Source organism: Pseudomonas fildesensis, from assembly GCF_001050345.1.
Classification (GTDB): Bacteria; Pseudomonadota; Gammaproteobacteria; order Pseudomonadales; family Pseudomonadaceae; genus Aquipseudomonas; species Aquipseudomonas fildesensis.
Genome location: NZ_LFMW01000021.1, coordinates 56578 through 72524, shown reverse-complemented (window position 1 = coordinate 72524; position 15947 = coordinate 56578). Strand labels below are relative to the sequence as shown.

Here is a 15947-nt window from a genome sequence, read left to right as displayed (position 1 = left end):
CTCACTCCCGACACCCTTGTCGAGCGCGACAGGAATGCTCCTGCCGTCCCCTTCCCTTCGGAGGCCTTATGACCAAGATGGCGATTTTTCTGTTTGGCTTTTTGGTGCTGACCATCGGTATTGGTCTGTTGGCGACTATCTCGCCGGTCTGATCGCCGGGCTGTCAGCTCGCGAACAGCATCGGGTACAGCGACAGTACCAACAAGCCAGCCATCGCCCCGTTGAACAGCCGCAACCAGCGTGGCTCGCGCAGCACATTGCGCAGCCCGCTGCCACAACCGACCCACACGCACACACTCGGCAGGTTGACCACGGCAAACACCAGCGCGATCACCAGCACATTGGTGACATACCCTTCGGCCGGCGTATAGGTGGTGATAGCCCCCAGCGCCATGACCCAGGCCTTGGGATTGACCCACTGAAACGCGGCCGCGCCGAGGAAGGTCATGGGTTTGGCCTGCTCATCACTGCTGTCGGACATGCCTCCCGCCGTCGCAATCTTCCACGCCAGGTACAACAGGTAAGCTGCGCCGACATAGCGCAACAGCGTGTAGGCCCACGGGAACACCTTGAACACTTCACCCAGGCCCAGGCCGACCGAAATCACCAGCAGCATGAACCCAATGCTGATCCCCAGCGCATGGGGCATCGACCGGCGAAACCCGAAGTTCACGCCCGACGCCAGCAACATGGTGTTGTTGGGCCCGGGAGTGATCGACGACACAAAGGCGAACAGCACAAAGGCTGACAGCAGGCTGGTAGACATAAACATGGCGCGGTATCCAAACGGTGGTGGTATGCCTGCGACAGTAGTGGCTTACGGGTGCAACCGCCCCGTACAGCTGGAAGCGGATCGAGGAATACACTTTTGCGACTTCGCTTTCACAAACCTTTCACGAGCGAGTGCTTATGGTCATTCCAGCTCCTAAGCGAACACCTTTTAGCCCGCACTCCCCATCGCGGGCTTTTCTTTGCCTGTGATTTGAGCCGGACAAAAAAAGGGCAGGCCACGACTCATCAAAATGACGGTCGTGGCCTGCCCCTTTCACTTACACGTTAACGCTGCCCGCCACCGCCCGGGCCGCCAGGGCCGCCGCCTTGACCATGGTGGCCGCCGCCACCACCACCACCACCACCACCCGGTGGTGGCATGAAGATCCAGCAGCCCGACAAGGACGACAACAGCGCGACAACCACAGCCGCCTTGGTTAGGTTATTCAACTTCATGCAAATACTCTCTACTCAACAAGTTTTAATACTCGCTGTGTATGACCGTTCAAAATGAAGTGCGTCACAGGTTTCGTGTAACCCGTTGGTAGAGTTTGTATGGGCGATGGTACAACTCAGTCCCTGGCCCTTAACTTGGTTCTGCGGCCGTTGCCTGGTCGAATCCAGTTCGACTTTTTGCCGGTGGGATTTCGATGATCTAAGCCGACTTGGCGATCGCCAGGTCGAACGTGTCCAGTATTTTGTTGGCAATCGCATCGGTTGCCGTGCATGTTGTCTGCCCCAAAGGCATCGAATCCCTGCCCCATGTCGTCAGCTTGCCCGATTGGCTGTTGGCAGAATCCGGTCATGCGCAGCAGCGTTATCGCTGATTGTGTGAGGATTTGTTCGTGACGCAATGAAAGGACTTCGCTTTAATCGGCGCAGCCGGTTGCTTAGGATGGCGCATGCCTTTTCACATCGTTTTACTCATTCTGTTCGCCGCCCTCTTGCATGCAAGCTGGAACGCACTGCTGCGCGGCGGAGCCGACCGGCTCTGGTCGATGACGGTCATGTGCCTGGCGGTAGCTATCGCAAGCACAGGCATCGCCGTGTTTCTGCCGGCGCCCGACCCAGCCAGCTGGTTTTATGTGGTGTTGTCGGCGGTCCTGCATGTTGGCTATAACCTCTTCCTGGTGCGCAGCTACAAGGTGGGCGACCTTGGGCAAACCTATCCGATTTCCCGTGGCTCATCGCCAATCCTGATCACGCTCTTCGCCTCGCTCTTTGCCGGCGAGACGGTCGGGCCTGGCGCGCTGCTGGGCATCGCATTGGTGTCAGGCGGCATCATTTCACTGGCCTTCAAAGGGCGCCGGCTGGCCGTCCCCAGCCTTCCATACGCGCTGGGCACCGGCGTTTTTATTGCGGCCTACAGCGTGACCGATGGTGTCGGCGCGAGGCTATCGGGCGCGCCGCTGGCCTACACGGTGTGGATGTGCGCGCTGTGGGGCGTGCTGATGCCGATGGTCTATGTGGGCATGCGCAGCGCAAAGAGCTTGTTCACACCGCGTCCCGGATTCATCACGGCCTTTATAGGCGGGCTGGTCTCGTTGCTGGCCTACGGCATCGTGATCTACGCCATGTCTGGCGCGCCAATGGGCGCAGTGTCGGCGCTGCGGGAAACCAGCGTCTTGTTTGCGGCATTAATTGGTTATTTTTTCCTGGGCGAGACGCTCACTGTCCGAAAAGTGCTCGCGTGTGTGGTGATTGCCACCGGCACGATCCTGATCGGCTGAACGCCGCCCGTATGTCCTCTCCCCAAGAAGGCTTCCGAATCTCACAAGCACCGCTGATCCTGATCACAGGCGGCAGGCGTGCATCGGTGCGGGGAGCCAGGACGCGCGGACCGCGTCAAGGAATCGATCCCCATGGGCCGAGGCGGACAACCCGAAGAAGTCGCCCGCGCGATACTATGGCTGGCCAGCGCAGAGGCATCTTTTATACCGGCACGTTTCTCGATGTGACTGGGGGCAAGTGAGGGGCGACTGAACCGGGCGCAGAGCTGCAAAAAATCTATTTCCTCAAATCCGCCGCCGGGCTCGGATACGGGAAACAATTTCTGCACGCCATTTGCGACCGGGCGATACAACGTGGAGAACGTTTGGTGTGGCTTGATGTGCTCAAGACCAATTCAAATGCCCGACGCTTTTACGAGGCATATGGCTTCCAAGAGATCGGTGAAATACCGTTCAATACGGACCTGGCGGAAATCGGAATGGTGGTCATGGGGCTTCAACTGAAACAGCGACCGACGGGTGAGTAAATGGAAGAATTGATACAGGGACTCGATGGCCCCAGAACGGCTCAGCAGGAACTGTTTTACGACCTTGAAGACGCAGCGGCGGTTATTGGCTGGTCGGTGGTTGAACTAACTGCACTGGCGGCGAGTGACAAGACACCCGGTGAAGCGGTGGCGCTGATGAAAATATGCGCGTTGCTCGCTGCTCAGCAGGAAAGGATTGGCGCTTACGCGGGGGAAGTCAGGGACCAGCGTATCGTCAGGTCAGAGGTCGACGGTTGATAGATTTTCTATCGATCCTGAGTGATTTGCTTGATGCGCTGAACTTGCAGTCTTATAGCTAAAACCGCAAACGCGTATTTACGCCGGGGTTTGTCACGCTTTGTGCGTTCGTCGCGATTGTGGAGTTGGTGGTGTTGAATGGAATCTATGCCCAGCCCTAATGGACCCCACCCTGGCCAGGCATACAGCATGTACGGGAAGCAAGAAGTGCGAGCTACTCCTTAGACAGTGACGAGGCGATGCGAGAGACCGAACTTTTATCGATCGAATCAAGCTCGCGATAATGGCCAACAATCTTTGCTTCAGCATTACTGAGGCTGGCAGAGCTGACTGACTCGTGCTCACCTGTCAGCACGTACAAGACATCAGCCCCAATTTTGCGGACGGCCATTAAGTAGTCTGACTTTGGAAGCCGCTCTCCGCGCTCATAGTGGCCTTGAGCATTCTCGGCCACACCGCCAGCCGCACCAAAATCATGCTGGGAGAGAAGAAGCCGTTTGCGCTCTTCCTTCAAGCGCGTCCCTAAATTTCCGTCCATGTGGAATGCCTAATCTGAGGGGTTCAATCAACCATACGCTCATACACTAGCTGGCGGAGCATTCATTTGGATTAATGGATGTTGCCTTTACGAGTCCTCAGTAACGCACTGCCTGCTTTCAGTAGTAGCTTTTGGCCTCCAACCCAGAAGGTACTGTCGGAACTCCTGCACTTTCCTTAAGGCCATAAAAAACCCCGTAGACGTTAATCTACGGGGTTTTTAAGAGTGGAGGCCGAGGTCGGAATCGAACCGGCGTAGGCGGATTTGCAATCCGCTGCATAACCATTTTGCTACTCGGCCTCAAACGATCAACGCCCCTACCACTGACATTCACCGCATAAAAACTTGAGTGGGCTATAAAACCCTGCCTCTACTCTAACTCATTGAATACATTGAAGTTTTTAATACTTCGTTGCGTTCGATGGGCGTCATTATGTACTCATTTGCTTTTGCCTGCAACCCCTTGATTTCAAAAATATTTCGCATTGGCATCAAGGGTTTGCGTGTCTGCCCTACTCCTTGATGAGCTGTTGCTGGTACTGCGGGTCGGCCTTGATTTGGGCTTCGGTAAACGGCAGTGGGCGGAGTTTTTTCTGGGAGAAGGCTTCCGTCTGGTCCTTGGCGTGGCTGGACGCTGGGTTGCTGGACTCGGAGAACGCCAGCACGCCAAGGGCGCTGGGGCCGTTGTTGTCGAAGGTGACGATTTGCAGGTAGCTGCTGCCGCTGACGACTTCGCGTTTGCCATCGGCGCGGGGCACGGTTTGCATGGCGTTGTAGATACCGAGTTCTTGCGGGCCACCGTGGATGGGGGTTTGGCCGCAGACTTGGATGTCACCCCAACGGCTGTTGGCGGTCAGGCCGAGTTTGGCGACGTCGGCGGTGGACGCCAGCATGGCTTCGCGCAGGGCCTTGGCGACGGGCGCGCGGTCAATCGCCAGGCCTCGTGGGGTGGTCAGGGGTTGGGCCGGGTCGAAGGCTACACGCCAGGCGTCGGGGCTTTGCTGCAGGTGTTCCAGCAGGTTGATGAAGTGCACCAGGCCCACGCCGCTGTCGAGGTTGGCGCGCTGGTCCCAGGTTTTGAGGCTGGTGCACAGCGGTTGCAATGCAACGGCGTCGGTGCCGAGTTGTTTGGCGCAGTAGTCCAGCAGGTCGGGCATGACTTGGCTGGCCAGGTAGACCTGGTTGTCCATGACCATGTTTTGCAGGTCGGCGACGCTGATCGGGTGTTTTTCCAGGGAGTGCAGGCGTTGCACGGCGAAGCGGGCGCGTGGGCCGAGGCCGATGTTGTCCTGGCTGATCACGGGCGAGAAGCCAGTCAGCGGCGCCTTGGGGTTGGCGAGCCAGGCTGAGTCGTTGGAGTGCTGTACGTAGTCGGTGCGTTGCAGCTGCGGCAGTTGCTCGGCCGGGAAGATGCCGGCTTGGGCGGCACGTGGGTCGACGTCCCAGGCGCAGGCGCTGTGGGCGCCGTCGAGCATGATCAATTGCAGGCCGGCCCGTGGGTCGCTGCATTGGGCGAGTTTGGCGGCGCTGACGTTGGGCACCACAGACAGGTTCATGTACAGGCTCTGGCCCTGGTCATCGGCGGCCACGGTGTTGACCCACGGGATGCCTTGCAGGGTCTGCACCGAGGTTTGCAGTTCCTTGAGGCTGGTGGCGCGGTTCATCGCGTACCACTGTTGCAATACGCGGTCATTGCCGAGGTTAGCGTCGCGCAAACTGAAGGCGTAATGGCTGTCCCAGTCCAGCTTGCCGGGCCATTGCACCACCGGGCCAAACTGCGAGCTGTAGACCGTATGGGTGACGTCTTTGACGCTGCCGTCGGCCTGTTTGACCTGCACCTTCAGCGAGGTTTTTTCCAGCGGAACGGATTTGCCGTCCAGCAGATAACGCTTTGAATCCTTGGGGTCGAGGGTCAGGCGATACAGGGTGAAGTGTTTGGACGTATCGACCGTATGCGTCCACGCCACATGCTGGTTGAAACCGATATTCACCACCGGCAGGCCCGGCAACGCGGCGCCCATTACATCCAGCTGGCCGGGAATGGTCAGGTGCATCTCGTAGAAACGCATGCCGCCGATCCACGGGAAATGCGGGTTGGCCAGCAGCATGCCTCGGCCGTTGAACGAACGATCGCGGCCCACGGCGACGGCATTGCTGCCACGGTCGAGGCTGAAGCGCTGTTGATTGGCAGCAGCCAGTTCAAAGGCTTTGGCGCTGGGTTGCACACTGGCAGTCGCTTGCGGTGGCGTCGCGCCGACGAGTGCTTCGGCGAATTGGCCGACACCGCCCTCGACCAGCAGCCTGCGGGTCAGCTTCACCAGATCTTCAACGACCAGGGGCCGTACCCACGCGGCCTGGCACTGCGCCGGCGCGCCCTGCTCTTTCAGATAGCGGTTGTAGCCGGCCACATAGCCTTCGATACGCTGGCGGATCTGCGGGGTCTGCGCCTTCCAGAACGTGGCGACCGCCTCCGGCGTATTCAGCCAGGTAAAGAACACATCGCTGGTGAGGTTGTTACGCTCTTCCAGGGTCGACTGATCGGGCCCGAAAAACTTCGCCCGCTCGCCATTCACCGTGACCACTTCATTGGCCAGCAGGCACAGGTTGTCCTGGGCGTAGGCGTAACCGATACCAAACCCCAGGCCGCGCTCATCGCTGGCGCGGATATGTGGTACGCCAAAACTGGTACGCCGGATTTCCGCCGACGCCTGCGTCGCCTGTTCCCGCGCCGATGCTGCAAGGCACAGCCCCAGCAGCAACCCTGCCACGCACATCCTGGACAACCCGTTGGAAATAATCACGCAGACTCCACAGTCAAATTGAACACCCTCACCAGGGGCAACCACCCCACCGTAAGAACGCAAAAGACCGGGAAAAATTTAGCTGCGAAGCGCGTTTATTCAGGATGTCCGAGGTGTGACAAAACCGATACCGACAAAATTTCTACATCCTGCACTTCATGATTTCGGCTGCTCGTTCGTCTTATTAGATAAGAGCGCCATCATTTTCCTGATCAGGCTCTGATAAGGAGTTTTTTTGCATGTACAACTCGCAACAGCCCAAGGACGGACATTCACCGCTCGCCGACGCCGCGTTTGGCAACGGCACACAAGCGTTCGGCAAAGCGCCCGAACAGCAAGGCAACCAGCGTATTCGCCATTTGCTCAAGTGTTTCGGTTTGCGCACCAGCCTGATTCGGCTGAAGGTCATCGACGCTTTACTCACTGCTGCCAACAACCAGCGCACCCTGGGTGTGCGCGGCGTGCACAGCCATTTGCTGGAGCTGGGCATCCCGTTGTCGTTTCTCAGCGTGCGTGAGGTGCTCAAGCGCCTGTGCAGCGAGGGCGTGATCACCCTCAATGCGGATAAAAGCTACAGCCTCCATGAGGAGGCTGCCAAAGTACTCGAGCGCCGCGACTGACTCAGACGCCAGGCTTGACCTTGCGACGCATCACGCCGTTGATCACAACCACCACCACGGCGATCGCAATGGCGATGTACTGGAACGTTTTTTCGCTGATCGCCCCGGTGTTCTGCAGGTAGGACAGGCCAAACATAGAGCCCAGCACTACCAGGGCAATCAGAATCGAGTATTTCAAACGTTGCTTTTGGGTCATGACGGGTTCCTGAACCTTAAGAATGTATCCACTGTGTATCGCCGACGATGCCAAGCACATACCCTGTGGCGGGGATGGATCGGGGTCGGCAGGGTCTCATGTTACAGGCGATGAAAAGCTTTGGCTTGTCCGGCGCCTGATTGACCTTATGAGTACCCTGGAGGATTTTCGAAATGTTCCGTCGAATCACACTGCTGATTCCCTTGCTGATCATGTTGAGCATGAGCGGCTGCATCATCTTCCCGCACGGTGGCGGTGGCTGGCATGACCATCGCTACTATGGCGGCGGCCCGGGGTACTACCATAGCTGATCCTCCTCGCCGTCTCGCGCACCCACCGGAGCGCGAGACGGCGTGTAATCAGCCCGCGTGCACCCAGCGCTGATGCAGCCACCGCGCAAACGCATCCAGGGCAAACCCCAGCAACCCGATCAGCAACACCATCGCCATCAACTCCGAATAGGCCAGCCGGTCACGGGTGTCGAGGATGTAATAGCCCAGCCCCGCACTGACCCCAAGCATCTCGCACGGCACCAGCACGATCCACAGGATGCCGATGGCCAGGCGTACCCCGGTCAACACATGCCCCACCACGCCAGGAATGATCACCCGGCGCAACGTCTCCCACCGCGTGGCGCTCAGGCTTTTGCTCAACTGCAACCAGCGCGGGTCGAGCTGACGCACGCCGGCAGCGGTGTTGAGCATGATCGGCCACACGGCGGCAAACGCCAACAGGAAATAGATCGGCTGGTCCCCTACCCCCATCAGCATCACTACGATGGGCATCCAGGACAGCGGCGAGATCATCCGCAGAAACTGGAAGGCCGGCGTGGTCGCCGCTTCCAGGTTGCGCGAACTGCCCACCAACAACCCCAACGGCACCCCCACCAGCAGCGCCAGGAACAGCCCGACGAAAATGCGCTTCAGGCTCACGGCGATGTGCAGATACAACTCACCGCGCCCAAGCAATTCCCACAGGCTGCCGAGGGTTGCGGCCAGGGAAAAACGCGCGGACAAGCCGTCCGCCTCGCCAAACACCTTCACCCCCAGCCACCAAAGCAACAGCAACCCGCCCAGCCCGCCAACACCGAGCAACCAGCCCGGCCACGCTACGGTTTTGCCGTTGTTCAAACGCCAATCTCCTCGGTCCGCTCAAAGCCTTCAGGCAAGCCGAACGTCTTCATGCCGCCTACCGCCGCAATCGCGTTGCGCACGAAGCGGTCGTCCACCAGGTCCTTGGCGACGAAGGCTGGATCGAGGTCCGCGAGGAATTTCTTGTCACCTTCGATCAACGTGTCTTTCAGGCGCCGCACCAGTTCCTCGGTGTAGCTCGGGAAAGGATAGGGTTGGAAGTCGATGCGGTGTTCGTCCCAGTTGGCATGCTGGATCGCACCGTCAGCCAGGTAAGCGGCGCGGTCGCTTGCTGCAGGTGCGAGTACCTTGCTCAACACCGGTTCGGCATGCGGCGTGTAACGGTTCGGGCCGTCCTTGGACAGTAGTTTCACCGCCTCTTCGCGGTTGTCGCGGGTCCAGACTTGCGCCTTGACGATGGCATTCACCACTTTCTGCGACCACTCCGGGCGGTTGGTCAGGTCGTGTTCGTGCATGAACACCACGCAGCACGCGTGGTTGCGCCACACGTCGCCGGTAAAGCGCTGTACGCGACCGACCTTGAGGTTTTCCGCCAGGGCATTGAACGGCTCGGCGACGATATAGCCGTCGATACGCTTGCTGGCCAGCGCCGGCGGCATGTCCGAGGGGGGCAGCACGATCAGGTTCACTTCATTGGCGGCGATCTCGCTGCCCGCCGCACGCGCGACCGGCGTCAGGCCGTTGTCACGGAACAGCTGTTGCACCACCACGTTATGGATCGAATACCAGAACGGAATCGCCACCGACTTGCCGCCCAGTTGCTTGACGTCGGTAATCCCTGGCGACACGGTCAAGCCCGACCCGCCGACGTGGTTCCAGGCCACCACTTTGGCCGGCACCTTGCTGGCGTAGCGTGCCCAAACGGTCATCGGCGACAACAGGTGGATCACGTTGACCTGACCCGAAATAAAGGCCTCGATCACCTGGGCCCAACTGCGCAGCAGCACAGGGCGCTCGGCCTTGATGCCCTCGGCTTCGAACAGGCCATTGTTATGCGCCACCAACAGCGGCGTGGCATCGGTGATCGGCAAGTAGCCGATGCGTACCGGTGCGTCCGGGTCGCTGGCGGCACGGGCCTGCAGGCTGCTCAACAGCGGCAAGGCACCGGCGGCACTGAGCACCGCAGAGAGTTTGAGAAAGTCACGGCGCGAGTGGGTCAGGTCATCCAGACACATGGCTAGGCTCCAGCAGATCAAGGGGGTTGGGTTGAGGGCGGCTCGCCTGCCGTAGGGTTTTAAGAATGTCGATACGCAACGCGCCAATGGCCTCGACCTGCTCTTCGCGTGGTTGCGGCAGGTCGATCCGCCATTCGCCCAGGGTCCGCGCCGGGCGGTTACCCAGTAGCAGGATGCGGTCGGACAGCAATAGCGCTTCGTCGATGTCGTGGGTGATCAATACCGCTGCCGAGCCCTGTTCGCGATTGACCTTGAGCAACAGGTGCTGCATGTCGGCGCGGGTCACTTCGTCAAGGGCACCGAACGGTTCATCCAGCAACAACACTTGTGGCTGGCGCGCCAGGCAGCGGGCCAACGCAGTGCGCTGGGCCATACCGCCGGACAACTGCGCGGGGAACTGCTGGCGCGCGTGTTCCAGGTTGACTGCCGCAATGGCGTGGTCGACGCGCTGGCGGCGCTCGTCAGCCGTCAGGTAAGGCTGACGGGCGAAATCCAGGCCGAAGGCAACGTTCTTTTCCAGGTTAAGCCAGGGCAACAGGCTCGGGTCCTGAAACGCCACCGCGACGCGGGGGTGCGGACCGCTCAACGGCTCGCCGAGCACCCGCACGCTACCGCCCTGGGGCGCCTGCAAACCGGCGAGCACCCGCAACAGGCTGGATTTGCCGACGCCGCTGGGGCCGAGGATCGATACCACTTCGCCGGGCTGCAACTGCAAGTCGAAGCCTTGCAATACCGGGCCGCTGGCATACCCCAGGCAAATGCCCTGGGCACTTAATACCGCCTGGCTCATAGAGCAGCCTGACGTTGCAGCTCGGTGCGCAGTTGCACCAGGCTCGGCGTCACGATGGGTACAAACGCCGATTCACGCCAACGCCGCGCGAAGCCGCTGCCGTGGGCGGTGAGGTAGGCCTTGCCGCCGCTGGCTTGCAGTTCCAGTTGCACCGCGCTGGCGGCGGTTTCCGCGAGGGCGATGCGCAGCTTGAACAACGGCACCGGCCCTGCGGCAAAGCGCCCGGCCAGCAGGCCATTCTTGAGTTCCGTGACCAGATGATCGAGCGTCACGCGCAGCGCTTCCAGCTCGTCACGCAACACCGTGCGCGCCGCACCCAGATGGTGGGCGACTTCGGCCAACGAGCGACGGGCCAGGCCAATCGACATGCCGCATTGCAAGCCCAGGAACGCCGGGCGCACGGCCGGCAGGAACTTGCGCGCGTCCTCATGCAGCAACCAGTCGCGACTCAGCTCTACGCCTTCCAGGCCCAGCGCGGCAGTGTTACTGGATTGCAGCCCGAGCAATTCAAGATCACCAGAGCGCTGCAAACCCGCCACCGAATCCGGGATCGCCAGGATGAACGGCGCGCCACCTCCAGCATGCTCAATCGCTGCGGCGACGACGAAGCCGTTCTTGCGCAGGTTGGTCACCCAATGCAGCCGACCGTTGAGCGTCCAGCCGTGATCGTTCGGCTCGGCGCTGATCTGCAACGCCTCGATACCCGACAGAAATTTCATCGCATTCGACAACCCGGTCGCCCCGGCCAGCTTGCCGCTGAGCAGGTCGGGCAACAGTTGCTCGCGCAACCGCTCGTTGGGGCTCTGCAACAGATACTCGATAAACGAACGCTGGCCCCAGCACACAAACGCCGCCGCCAGGGAATGACTGGCGATGTTGGCGATGGCCTCCACGGCACCGCTCACATCGCCGCCCAGGCCACCGAGCGATTTCGGCACGCCGATTCTTAACACATTGGCTTCTGCCAGCCGTGGCAGCACTTCCTGTGGATCGCAACTGCCCACGTCCAGGGCCTGCGCTTGAACATCGAGCCAACGGCTCAAGATTGGGTCAAGCATTCATGTTTCTCCTTGTTAAAGCAGAGGGACCATCACCGATGCGCGCGCGCCTTCAGCTTGCCGGTTTTTCCCAACGGAATTGCGCCAGCTCCGGGTTCAGCGGGGTACGAGCGAACACGTTGGCGAAGTTGCACAGGGTTGCCAGGCTGACACCCAGAATAACTTCCAGCGCATGACCATCAGAATACCCGGCGGCACGGAATGCGTCGTAACCTGCGTCACTCACATCGCCACGGGTAGCGATCACTTCACGGGTGAACGCGGCGAGTGTCTCATAGCGGGCGTTGGGCAATTCCCCACGCTGGCGCAAGGCGTCGATCACGTCTTCCGGCAGCTTGGCTTTGTTGCGGGCTACGGCCGTGTGGCCGGCGACGCAGAAATCGCAACCGTGGGTGGTCGCGGCAATCAGTTGGACCACTTCACGATCGGCCAGGCTCAGCTCCGCCTTGGCATTCAGGCCCGACACGGTGATGTAGGTTTCCAACGCCGCCGGTGCATTGGCCAGTACCGCCAGCAGGTTGGGGATGAACCCCGAGCCTTTCAGCGCGTTTTCCAGGAACGGTTTGGCGGCTTCCGGGGCGGTCTCAGGGGTGAGCAACGGTACACGGGACATGGAGTGGTCTCCTGATGGATGGGTTGATGTCCTAAGTCTGTTGGTTATAAAAAAACGCCTCAATAGGCTAAAGTAGCGATTACTTGCTCTTGAGTCTTTCCATTAGATGAATTCGTCCAGTGCACTTGTCGATTGGTTATTAGATAGCCTCGAACTCAACACCCGTTTGTTTCACGTCGGTCGTTATTGTGGCGACTGGCACGCAAGCACCCACGGCCTGGCGAGTGCGAGTTTTCATCTGATTGTCCAAGGCCAGTGCTGGCTGCATATCGAAGGCGAACCGGTCCCTCAACTGCTCAACAATGGGGATGCGGTGTTTCTGCTGCGCGACCTTGAATATCGGCTGTCCGGGGAAGCTACGGCGGCGGGCGCACAGCAGTGCCCACGCCGGCCGATGTTGCCGCTGGACGTCGCGGCCGATAACGGCGTGGGCCTGGTCTGCGGGTTCTTTCATTTTCAGTCCGGCCTGTCGGCGATGATTGTCGACACCCTGCCCGCCTGGATCATCCTGCGGGCCGGCGATCCTTCACTGACCGCAGCACGCAAACTGTTCGAACTGATCCTGCAGGAGTGCGAATGCACACCGGCGCCCTCTTGCGCGTTGCTCGAACGCCTCTGTCACTTGCTGTTTCTGTATGTGCTGCGCCAGCAAGTGCTCGATAACACAACCCTGGGAGGCCTGGCGGCACTCGGCCGGCAACCCGCGTTCGCCAACCTGTTGGAACAACTGATCGCACGCCCCGCCGAGGCCTGGACCCTGGAAAGCATGGCGGCCTGCACCGGGCTGTCGCGCTCGGCGTTTTTCAAGCGGTTCAATGAACTGAGCGGGCAGTCGCCGGGGCAAGTGTTGTTGATGATGCGCATGCGCCACGCGTGCCGGTTGTTCAAGGCTGACCAGACCGTGGCAGACGTATCGCTAGCGGTGGGGTATCAGTCGGTGGCGGCGTTTACGCGGGCGTTTCATAAAGTCACCGGGCAACAGCCGGGCGCCTATCGCAAGGGGCAAGCCCCTTTGCGCAGTAGGACGCCGACGGAGCCAGGGAACGTTTTCGTACAGTCCTCCACGTAATGGGTAGCCCTGACGCGCAATCAGGTACCCACTGCCAATCAACGTGAAGGTCAAGCCGATGCTTTCGTCTGCACACGCTTATTCCGCGCCAACCCGCAATCATTCAACCCCGCCAGCGGCCCTCGATAAACCTGCGCCGTCGCCCTATGCCACACCCTCCGATCTGACGCCAGGCAGACTCAACGTCAAAATGCATCCGTTGCACGTCAACGGAGACGTGAAGATCAGCCGGGAAATTGTCTGGGACCCATCGGACCCCAACGATCCGGAGATTATGTCGAGCCGTTTGGTCGTGGAAACCGGCAACAACGCGGACGATATCCATGTGCGCAGCTGGCCTGGGGGCAAGCTGCAAATCTTCGTCAATGGCACGCCGTATTTGTTCAACGCTGAAGAACAGCAAGGCCCGCCGCAAGGCCTATGGATCAAGACCAAAGGCGGCAACGACAGGATAAAGATCGACGATGACGTAAAGATTCGCGTGGATGTAGACGCCGGTGATGGCGACGATCAGGTACAAGCCGGCGGCGGCAGAACCCGGCTTTACGGACAGGGCGGCAACGACGTTCTGCGACTGGGCAGCGGCCTGGGCTATGCCGAAGGCGGCGACGGCGACGATACGCTGATGGGTGGCAGCGGCAATAACGTCATGTACGGCAACAAGGGCAATGACCGCATTTACGCAGGCGCAGGCGCCGCGACTAAACAAAGCCACCTGGATGGCGGTGACGGTAATGACCGGCTTTACGCAGGCAACGGCCATACTGTCATGCACGGTGGCAATGACGATGACCAGTTGATCGGTCACGACCGCACCACCTTCTATACAGGCAAAGGCCACGACAGAATCTGGCAGAACAAGGTCGGCGATCGCGTTTTTGCCAATGCCAGCGATCACTTTGACCGAACCCGAGGGTCCACCTTCACGCCGGTGATACCCAGCAGCGCTGGCGAGCAGGGATTCACGATCAGCGTCTCGCCGCAAGACTCAACGGACTTCAAGCAACGGGTCGCCGACGATTTCGAGTTCCTGCGCAGTTCACCCACAGGGCAACAAGCGCTCACACAAATGGACGCGCTGGCTGGCGTCAACGGCGGCAAGGTGACTGTCGAGCCGATCAGTTTCGGTGGCACCAGTTATGTTTTTGACAGCGCTGAACTGGAAGAGCTTGCCGCTGAAGCCGAAGGAAACATTGACGAGTCAGCCTTGGGCGTCATCAAAAATGGGGTGCCAGGCTCACGTGCCGACCGCGCAACGATTTACTACGACCCGCCGTCGACGCTTGAAAGTATGGACCGCTCCAATATATCCGTACCGGTGACTGGGCTCTTCCATGAAATCGCCCATGCCTACAACGGCGCAACCGGCACGTTCCTGAGTGGTGAGACTCAGGAGTCGTTTGGGCCGGGCAAATCGGGACCGGTGGAAAACTTTGAACGCCAGGCCATTGGATTACCCAACGATGCGCAACCGTTCGACTTGGATAACGACCCCTCAACGCCACCGAGCACGATCAATCCCAAACCGTTCACAGAAAATGCGCTGAATGAGGAAATGGGCAAGCCTTTGCGCAATAGCTATACCCTCGACTACAGCGAGCAAGGCAACGGGCAATAGCCCACGCCAGTGATCAGCGCTGCAAACCATTGCCCGGCCGCGCGCACACGTCCACCAACCAGTCGACAAACACCCGCACCCGTTGGGACAACTGGCGGTGCGGCGGGTACAGCGCGGTCAAGGGCAATCGTGGTACCTGGATGCCGCTTAACACCTCCACCAATGTACCCGCCTCCAGTTGCCGCCTGGCATGGTAATACGGCGTCTGCACCAGGCCGTAGCCCGCCTCGCAGGCCGCGAGATAACCGTCGGCGCTGTTGACGGCCACCTGCTTGGGCAGGTCGACCAGGCGAATCTGTTCGCCGAACTGGAATTCCAGGCCATAGCGTTTACCGCTGCTGCTGGAAAAGTATTCGACGACGTGATGGCCGCTCAGGTCTTCGAAGCTCGAAGGCACACCGAAACGTTGCAGGTAGCCAGGGCTGGCGCAGGTGACCTGGTCCATCATCGCCAGCGGCCGCGCGACCAGTGAATCGTCAAGGGCCAGGCCGCCACGCAATACGCAGTCCACGCCTTCTCGAATCAAGTCGACCGGGCGGTCGTTGAGGCCGATCTCCAGATTGATGTCCGGGTATTGCGCAGTGAATGCGGGCAACGCAGGAATCACCAGGAAGCGCCCGATGCCCGAGGGCATGTCGATACGCAAGGTCCCGCGCGGGCTGCGGCGCGTAGTGGAAAACACCGCTTCGGTTTCCTCGAGGTCGGCCAGCAGGCTGACGCAACGCTGATAGTAAGCGGTGCCATCCAGCGTCGGGCTGACTTGCCGCGTGGTGCGCTGCAGCAACTGCACGCCCAGGTGCGCCTCCAGTTGCTTGATCAGAATCGTTACCGAGGCGCGCGGCATCTGCAGGCTGTCGGCGGCCTTGGCAAAGCCACCCAACTCGACGATTCGCGTGAACACACGCATGGCGTTAAATCGGTCCAAAGCGAGGTTACCTCTATGATTGTTTAGAATTTTATAATAGTGATAGTGCTTTTAGCCGGTTTATCCCAGCGTTGTCGAGGGCAACAATAGGGGCCTTCCCCTTCCAA

Annotated in this window: 17 protein-coding genes, 1 tRNA gene and 2 pseudogenes; 8 read left to right on the top strand and 12 right to left on the bottom strand. The window is 60.0% G+C overall.

The genetic code is table 11. From position 1 onward, the window contains the following. Nucleotides 1-163: 163 nt before the first annotated feature. On the bottom strand, nt 164-772 hold the full coding sequence (locus ACR52_RS24565) for a LysE family translocator (RefSeq protein WP_048730385.1): 609 nt from the start codon (nt 770-772) through the stop codon (nt 164-166). A 284-nt stretch (nt 773-1056) separates the two neighbouring features. Beyond that, nucleotides 1057-1227 carry a hypothetical protein gene (locus ACR52_RS31020; protein WP_173439333.1) on the bottom strand — a complete coding sequence of 57 codons (171 nt, stop codon included), beginning with the start codon at nt 1225-1227 and terminating at the stop codon, nt 1057-1059. A gap of 446 nt (nt 1228-1673) precedes the next feature. On the opposite strand from ACR52_RS31020, the gene ACR52_RS24560 reads away from it, so the two are divergent. The 4 genes and pseudogenes from ACR52_RS24560 (at nt 1674) to ACR52_RS24550 (ending at nt 3286) form a co-directional block, all read left to right on the top strand. Continuing rightward, nucleotides 1674-2501 carry a DMT family transporter gene (locus ACR52_RS24560; protein ID WP_048730382.1) on the top strand — a complete coding sequence of 276 codons (828 nt, stop codon included), beginning with the start codon at nt 1674-1676 and terminating at the stop codon, nt 2499-2501. Between the two features lie 90 nt (nt 2502-2591). Next, nucleotides 2592-2743, top strand: a pseudogene (locus ACR52_RS29770) (SDR family oxidoreductase); the annotation flags it as partial. Between the two features lie 21 nt (nt 2744-2764). Continuing rightward, nucleotides 2765-3028, top strand: a pseudogene (locus ACR52_RS24555) (GNAT family N-acetyltransferase); the annotation flags it as partial. Then, nucleotides 3029-3286 (top strand): hypothetical protein, encoded by a 258-nt coding sequence (locus ACR52_RS24550; protein ID WP_048730380.1) that lies wholly within the window; start codon nt 3029-3031, stop codon nt 3284-3286. It begins immediately after the preceding pseudogene. 214 nt (nt 3287-3500) lie between these two features. Here ACR52_RS24550 and ACR52_RS24545 read toward each other — a convergent pair whose 3' ends face one another. The 3 genes from ACR52_RS24545 to pvdQ form a co-directional block, all read right to left on the bottom strand. Then, complete coding sequence (locus tag ACR52_RS24545; protein WP_048730378.1) at nt 3501-3824, bottom strand: helix-turn-helix domain-containing protein; 324 nt, start codon at nt 3822-3824, stop codon at nt 3501-3503. Between the two features lie 226 nt (nt 3825-4050). Then, nucleotides 4051-4124, bottom strand: a tRNA-Cys gene (locus ACR52_RS24540). A 212-nt stretch (nt 4125-4336) separates the two neighbouring features. Beyond that, nucleotides 4337-6625: a bifunctional acylase PvdQ gene (pvdQ, locus tag ACR52_RS24535; protein ID WP_048730377.1), complete on the bottom strand. Its 2289-nt coding sequence runs from the start codon at nt 6623-6625 to the stop codon at nt 4337-4339. A 239-nt stretch (nt 6626-6864) separates the two neighbouring features. Here pvdQ and ACR52_RS24530 point away from each other — a divergent pair, with 239 nt between their 5' ends. Beyond that, entirely contained in the window at nt 6865-7245 is a 381-nt protein-coding gene (locus ACR52_RS24530; RefSeq protein WP_048730376.1) for a hypothetical protein, read from the top strand. Between the two features lies 1 nt (nt 7246). Here the strand turns inward: ACR52_RS24530 and ACR52_RS24525 are convergent, their stop codons facing one another. Continuing rightward, nucleotides 7247-7441, bottom strand: a complete 195-nt coding sequence (locus ACR52_RS24525) for a hypothetical protein (RefSeq protein ID WP_048730374.1) — start codon at nt 7439-7441, stop codon at nt 7247-7249. Between the two features lie 173 nt (nt 7442-7614). On the opposite strand from ACR52_RS24525, the gene ACR52_RS31015 reads away from it, so the two are divergent. Next, entirely contained in the window at nt 7615-7752 is a 138-nt protein-coding gene (locus ACR52_RS31015) for a hypothetical protein (RefSeq protein ID WP_173439335.1), read from the top strand. Nucleotides 7753-7800: 48 nt separating this feature from the next. On the opposite strand, the gene ACR52_RS24520 is transcribed toward ACR52_RS31015, so the two are convergent. Genes ACR52_RS24520 through ACR52_RS24500 form a run of 5 tightly spaced genes read right to left on the bottom strand, consistent with a single transcriptional unit; the run spans nt 7801 to nt 12228 of the window. Continuing rightward, on the bottom strand, nt 7801-8571 hold the full coding sequence (locus tag ACR52_RS24520; protein ID WP_048730372.1) for an ABC transporter permease: 771 nt from the start codon (nt 8569-8571) through the stop codon (nt 7801-7803). Then, a complete protein-coding gene (locus tag ACR52_RS24515; RefSeq protein WP_048730371.1) occupies nt 8568-9767 on the bottom strand; it encodes an ABC transporter substrate-binding protein in 1200 nt (399 codons plus the stop codon). The genes ACR52_RS24520 and ACR52_RS24515 overlap by 4 nt, the downstream gene beginning before the upstream one ends. After that, nucleotides 9754-10557 carry an ABC transporter ATP-binding protein gene (locus ACR52_RS24510; protein ID WP_048730370.1) on the bottom strand — a complete coding sequence of 268 codons (804 nt, stop codon included), beginning with the start codon at nt 10555-10557 and terminating at the stop codon, nt 9754-9756. The genes ACR52_RS24515 and ACR52_RS24510 overlap by 14 nt, the downstream gene beginning before the upstream one ends. Then, the gene (locus ACR52_RS24505; protein WP_048730369.1) at nt 10554-11615 is read right to left on the bottom strand and encodes an acyl-CoA dehydrogenase family protein; all 1062 of its coding nucleotides are present in this window, start codon (nt 11613-11615) and stop codon (nt 10554-10556) included. Before ACR52_RS24505 ends, ACR52_RS24510 begins: the two co-directional genes overlap by 4 nt. 52 nt (nt 11616-11667) lie before the next feature. After that, nucleotides 11668-12228: a carboxymuconolactone decarboxylase family protein gene (locus ACR52_RS24500; protein ID WP_048730368.1), complete on the bottom strand. Its 561-nt coding sequence runs from the start codon at nt 12226-12228 to the stop codon at nt 11668-11670. 106 nt (nt 12229-12334) lie between these two features. Here ACR52_RS24500 and ACR52_RS24495 point away from each other — a divergent pair, with 106 nt between their 5' ends. After that, nucleotides 12335-13297, top strand: a complete 963-nt coding sequence (locus ACR52_RS24495) for an AraC family transcriptional regulator (RefSeq protein WP_048730367.1) — start codon at nt 12335-12337, stop codon at nt 13295-13297. 43 nt (nt 13298-13340) lie between these two features. Beyond that, entirely contained in the window at nt 13341-14915 is a 1575-nt protein-coding gene (locus ACR52_RS31535) for a M91 family zinc metallopeptidase (RefSeq protein WP_269084202.1), read from the top strand. A 13-nt stretch (nt 14916-14928) separates the two neighbouring features. On the opposite strand, the gene ACR52_RS24485 is transcribed toward ACR52_RS31535, so the two are convergent. Further along, a complete protein-coding gene (locus ACR52_RS24485; RefSeq protein WP_048730363.1) occupies nt 14929-15840 on the bottom strand; it encodes a LysR family transcriptional regulator in 912 nt (303 codons plus the stop codon). Nucleotides 15841-15947 lie beyond the last annotated feature (107 nt).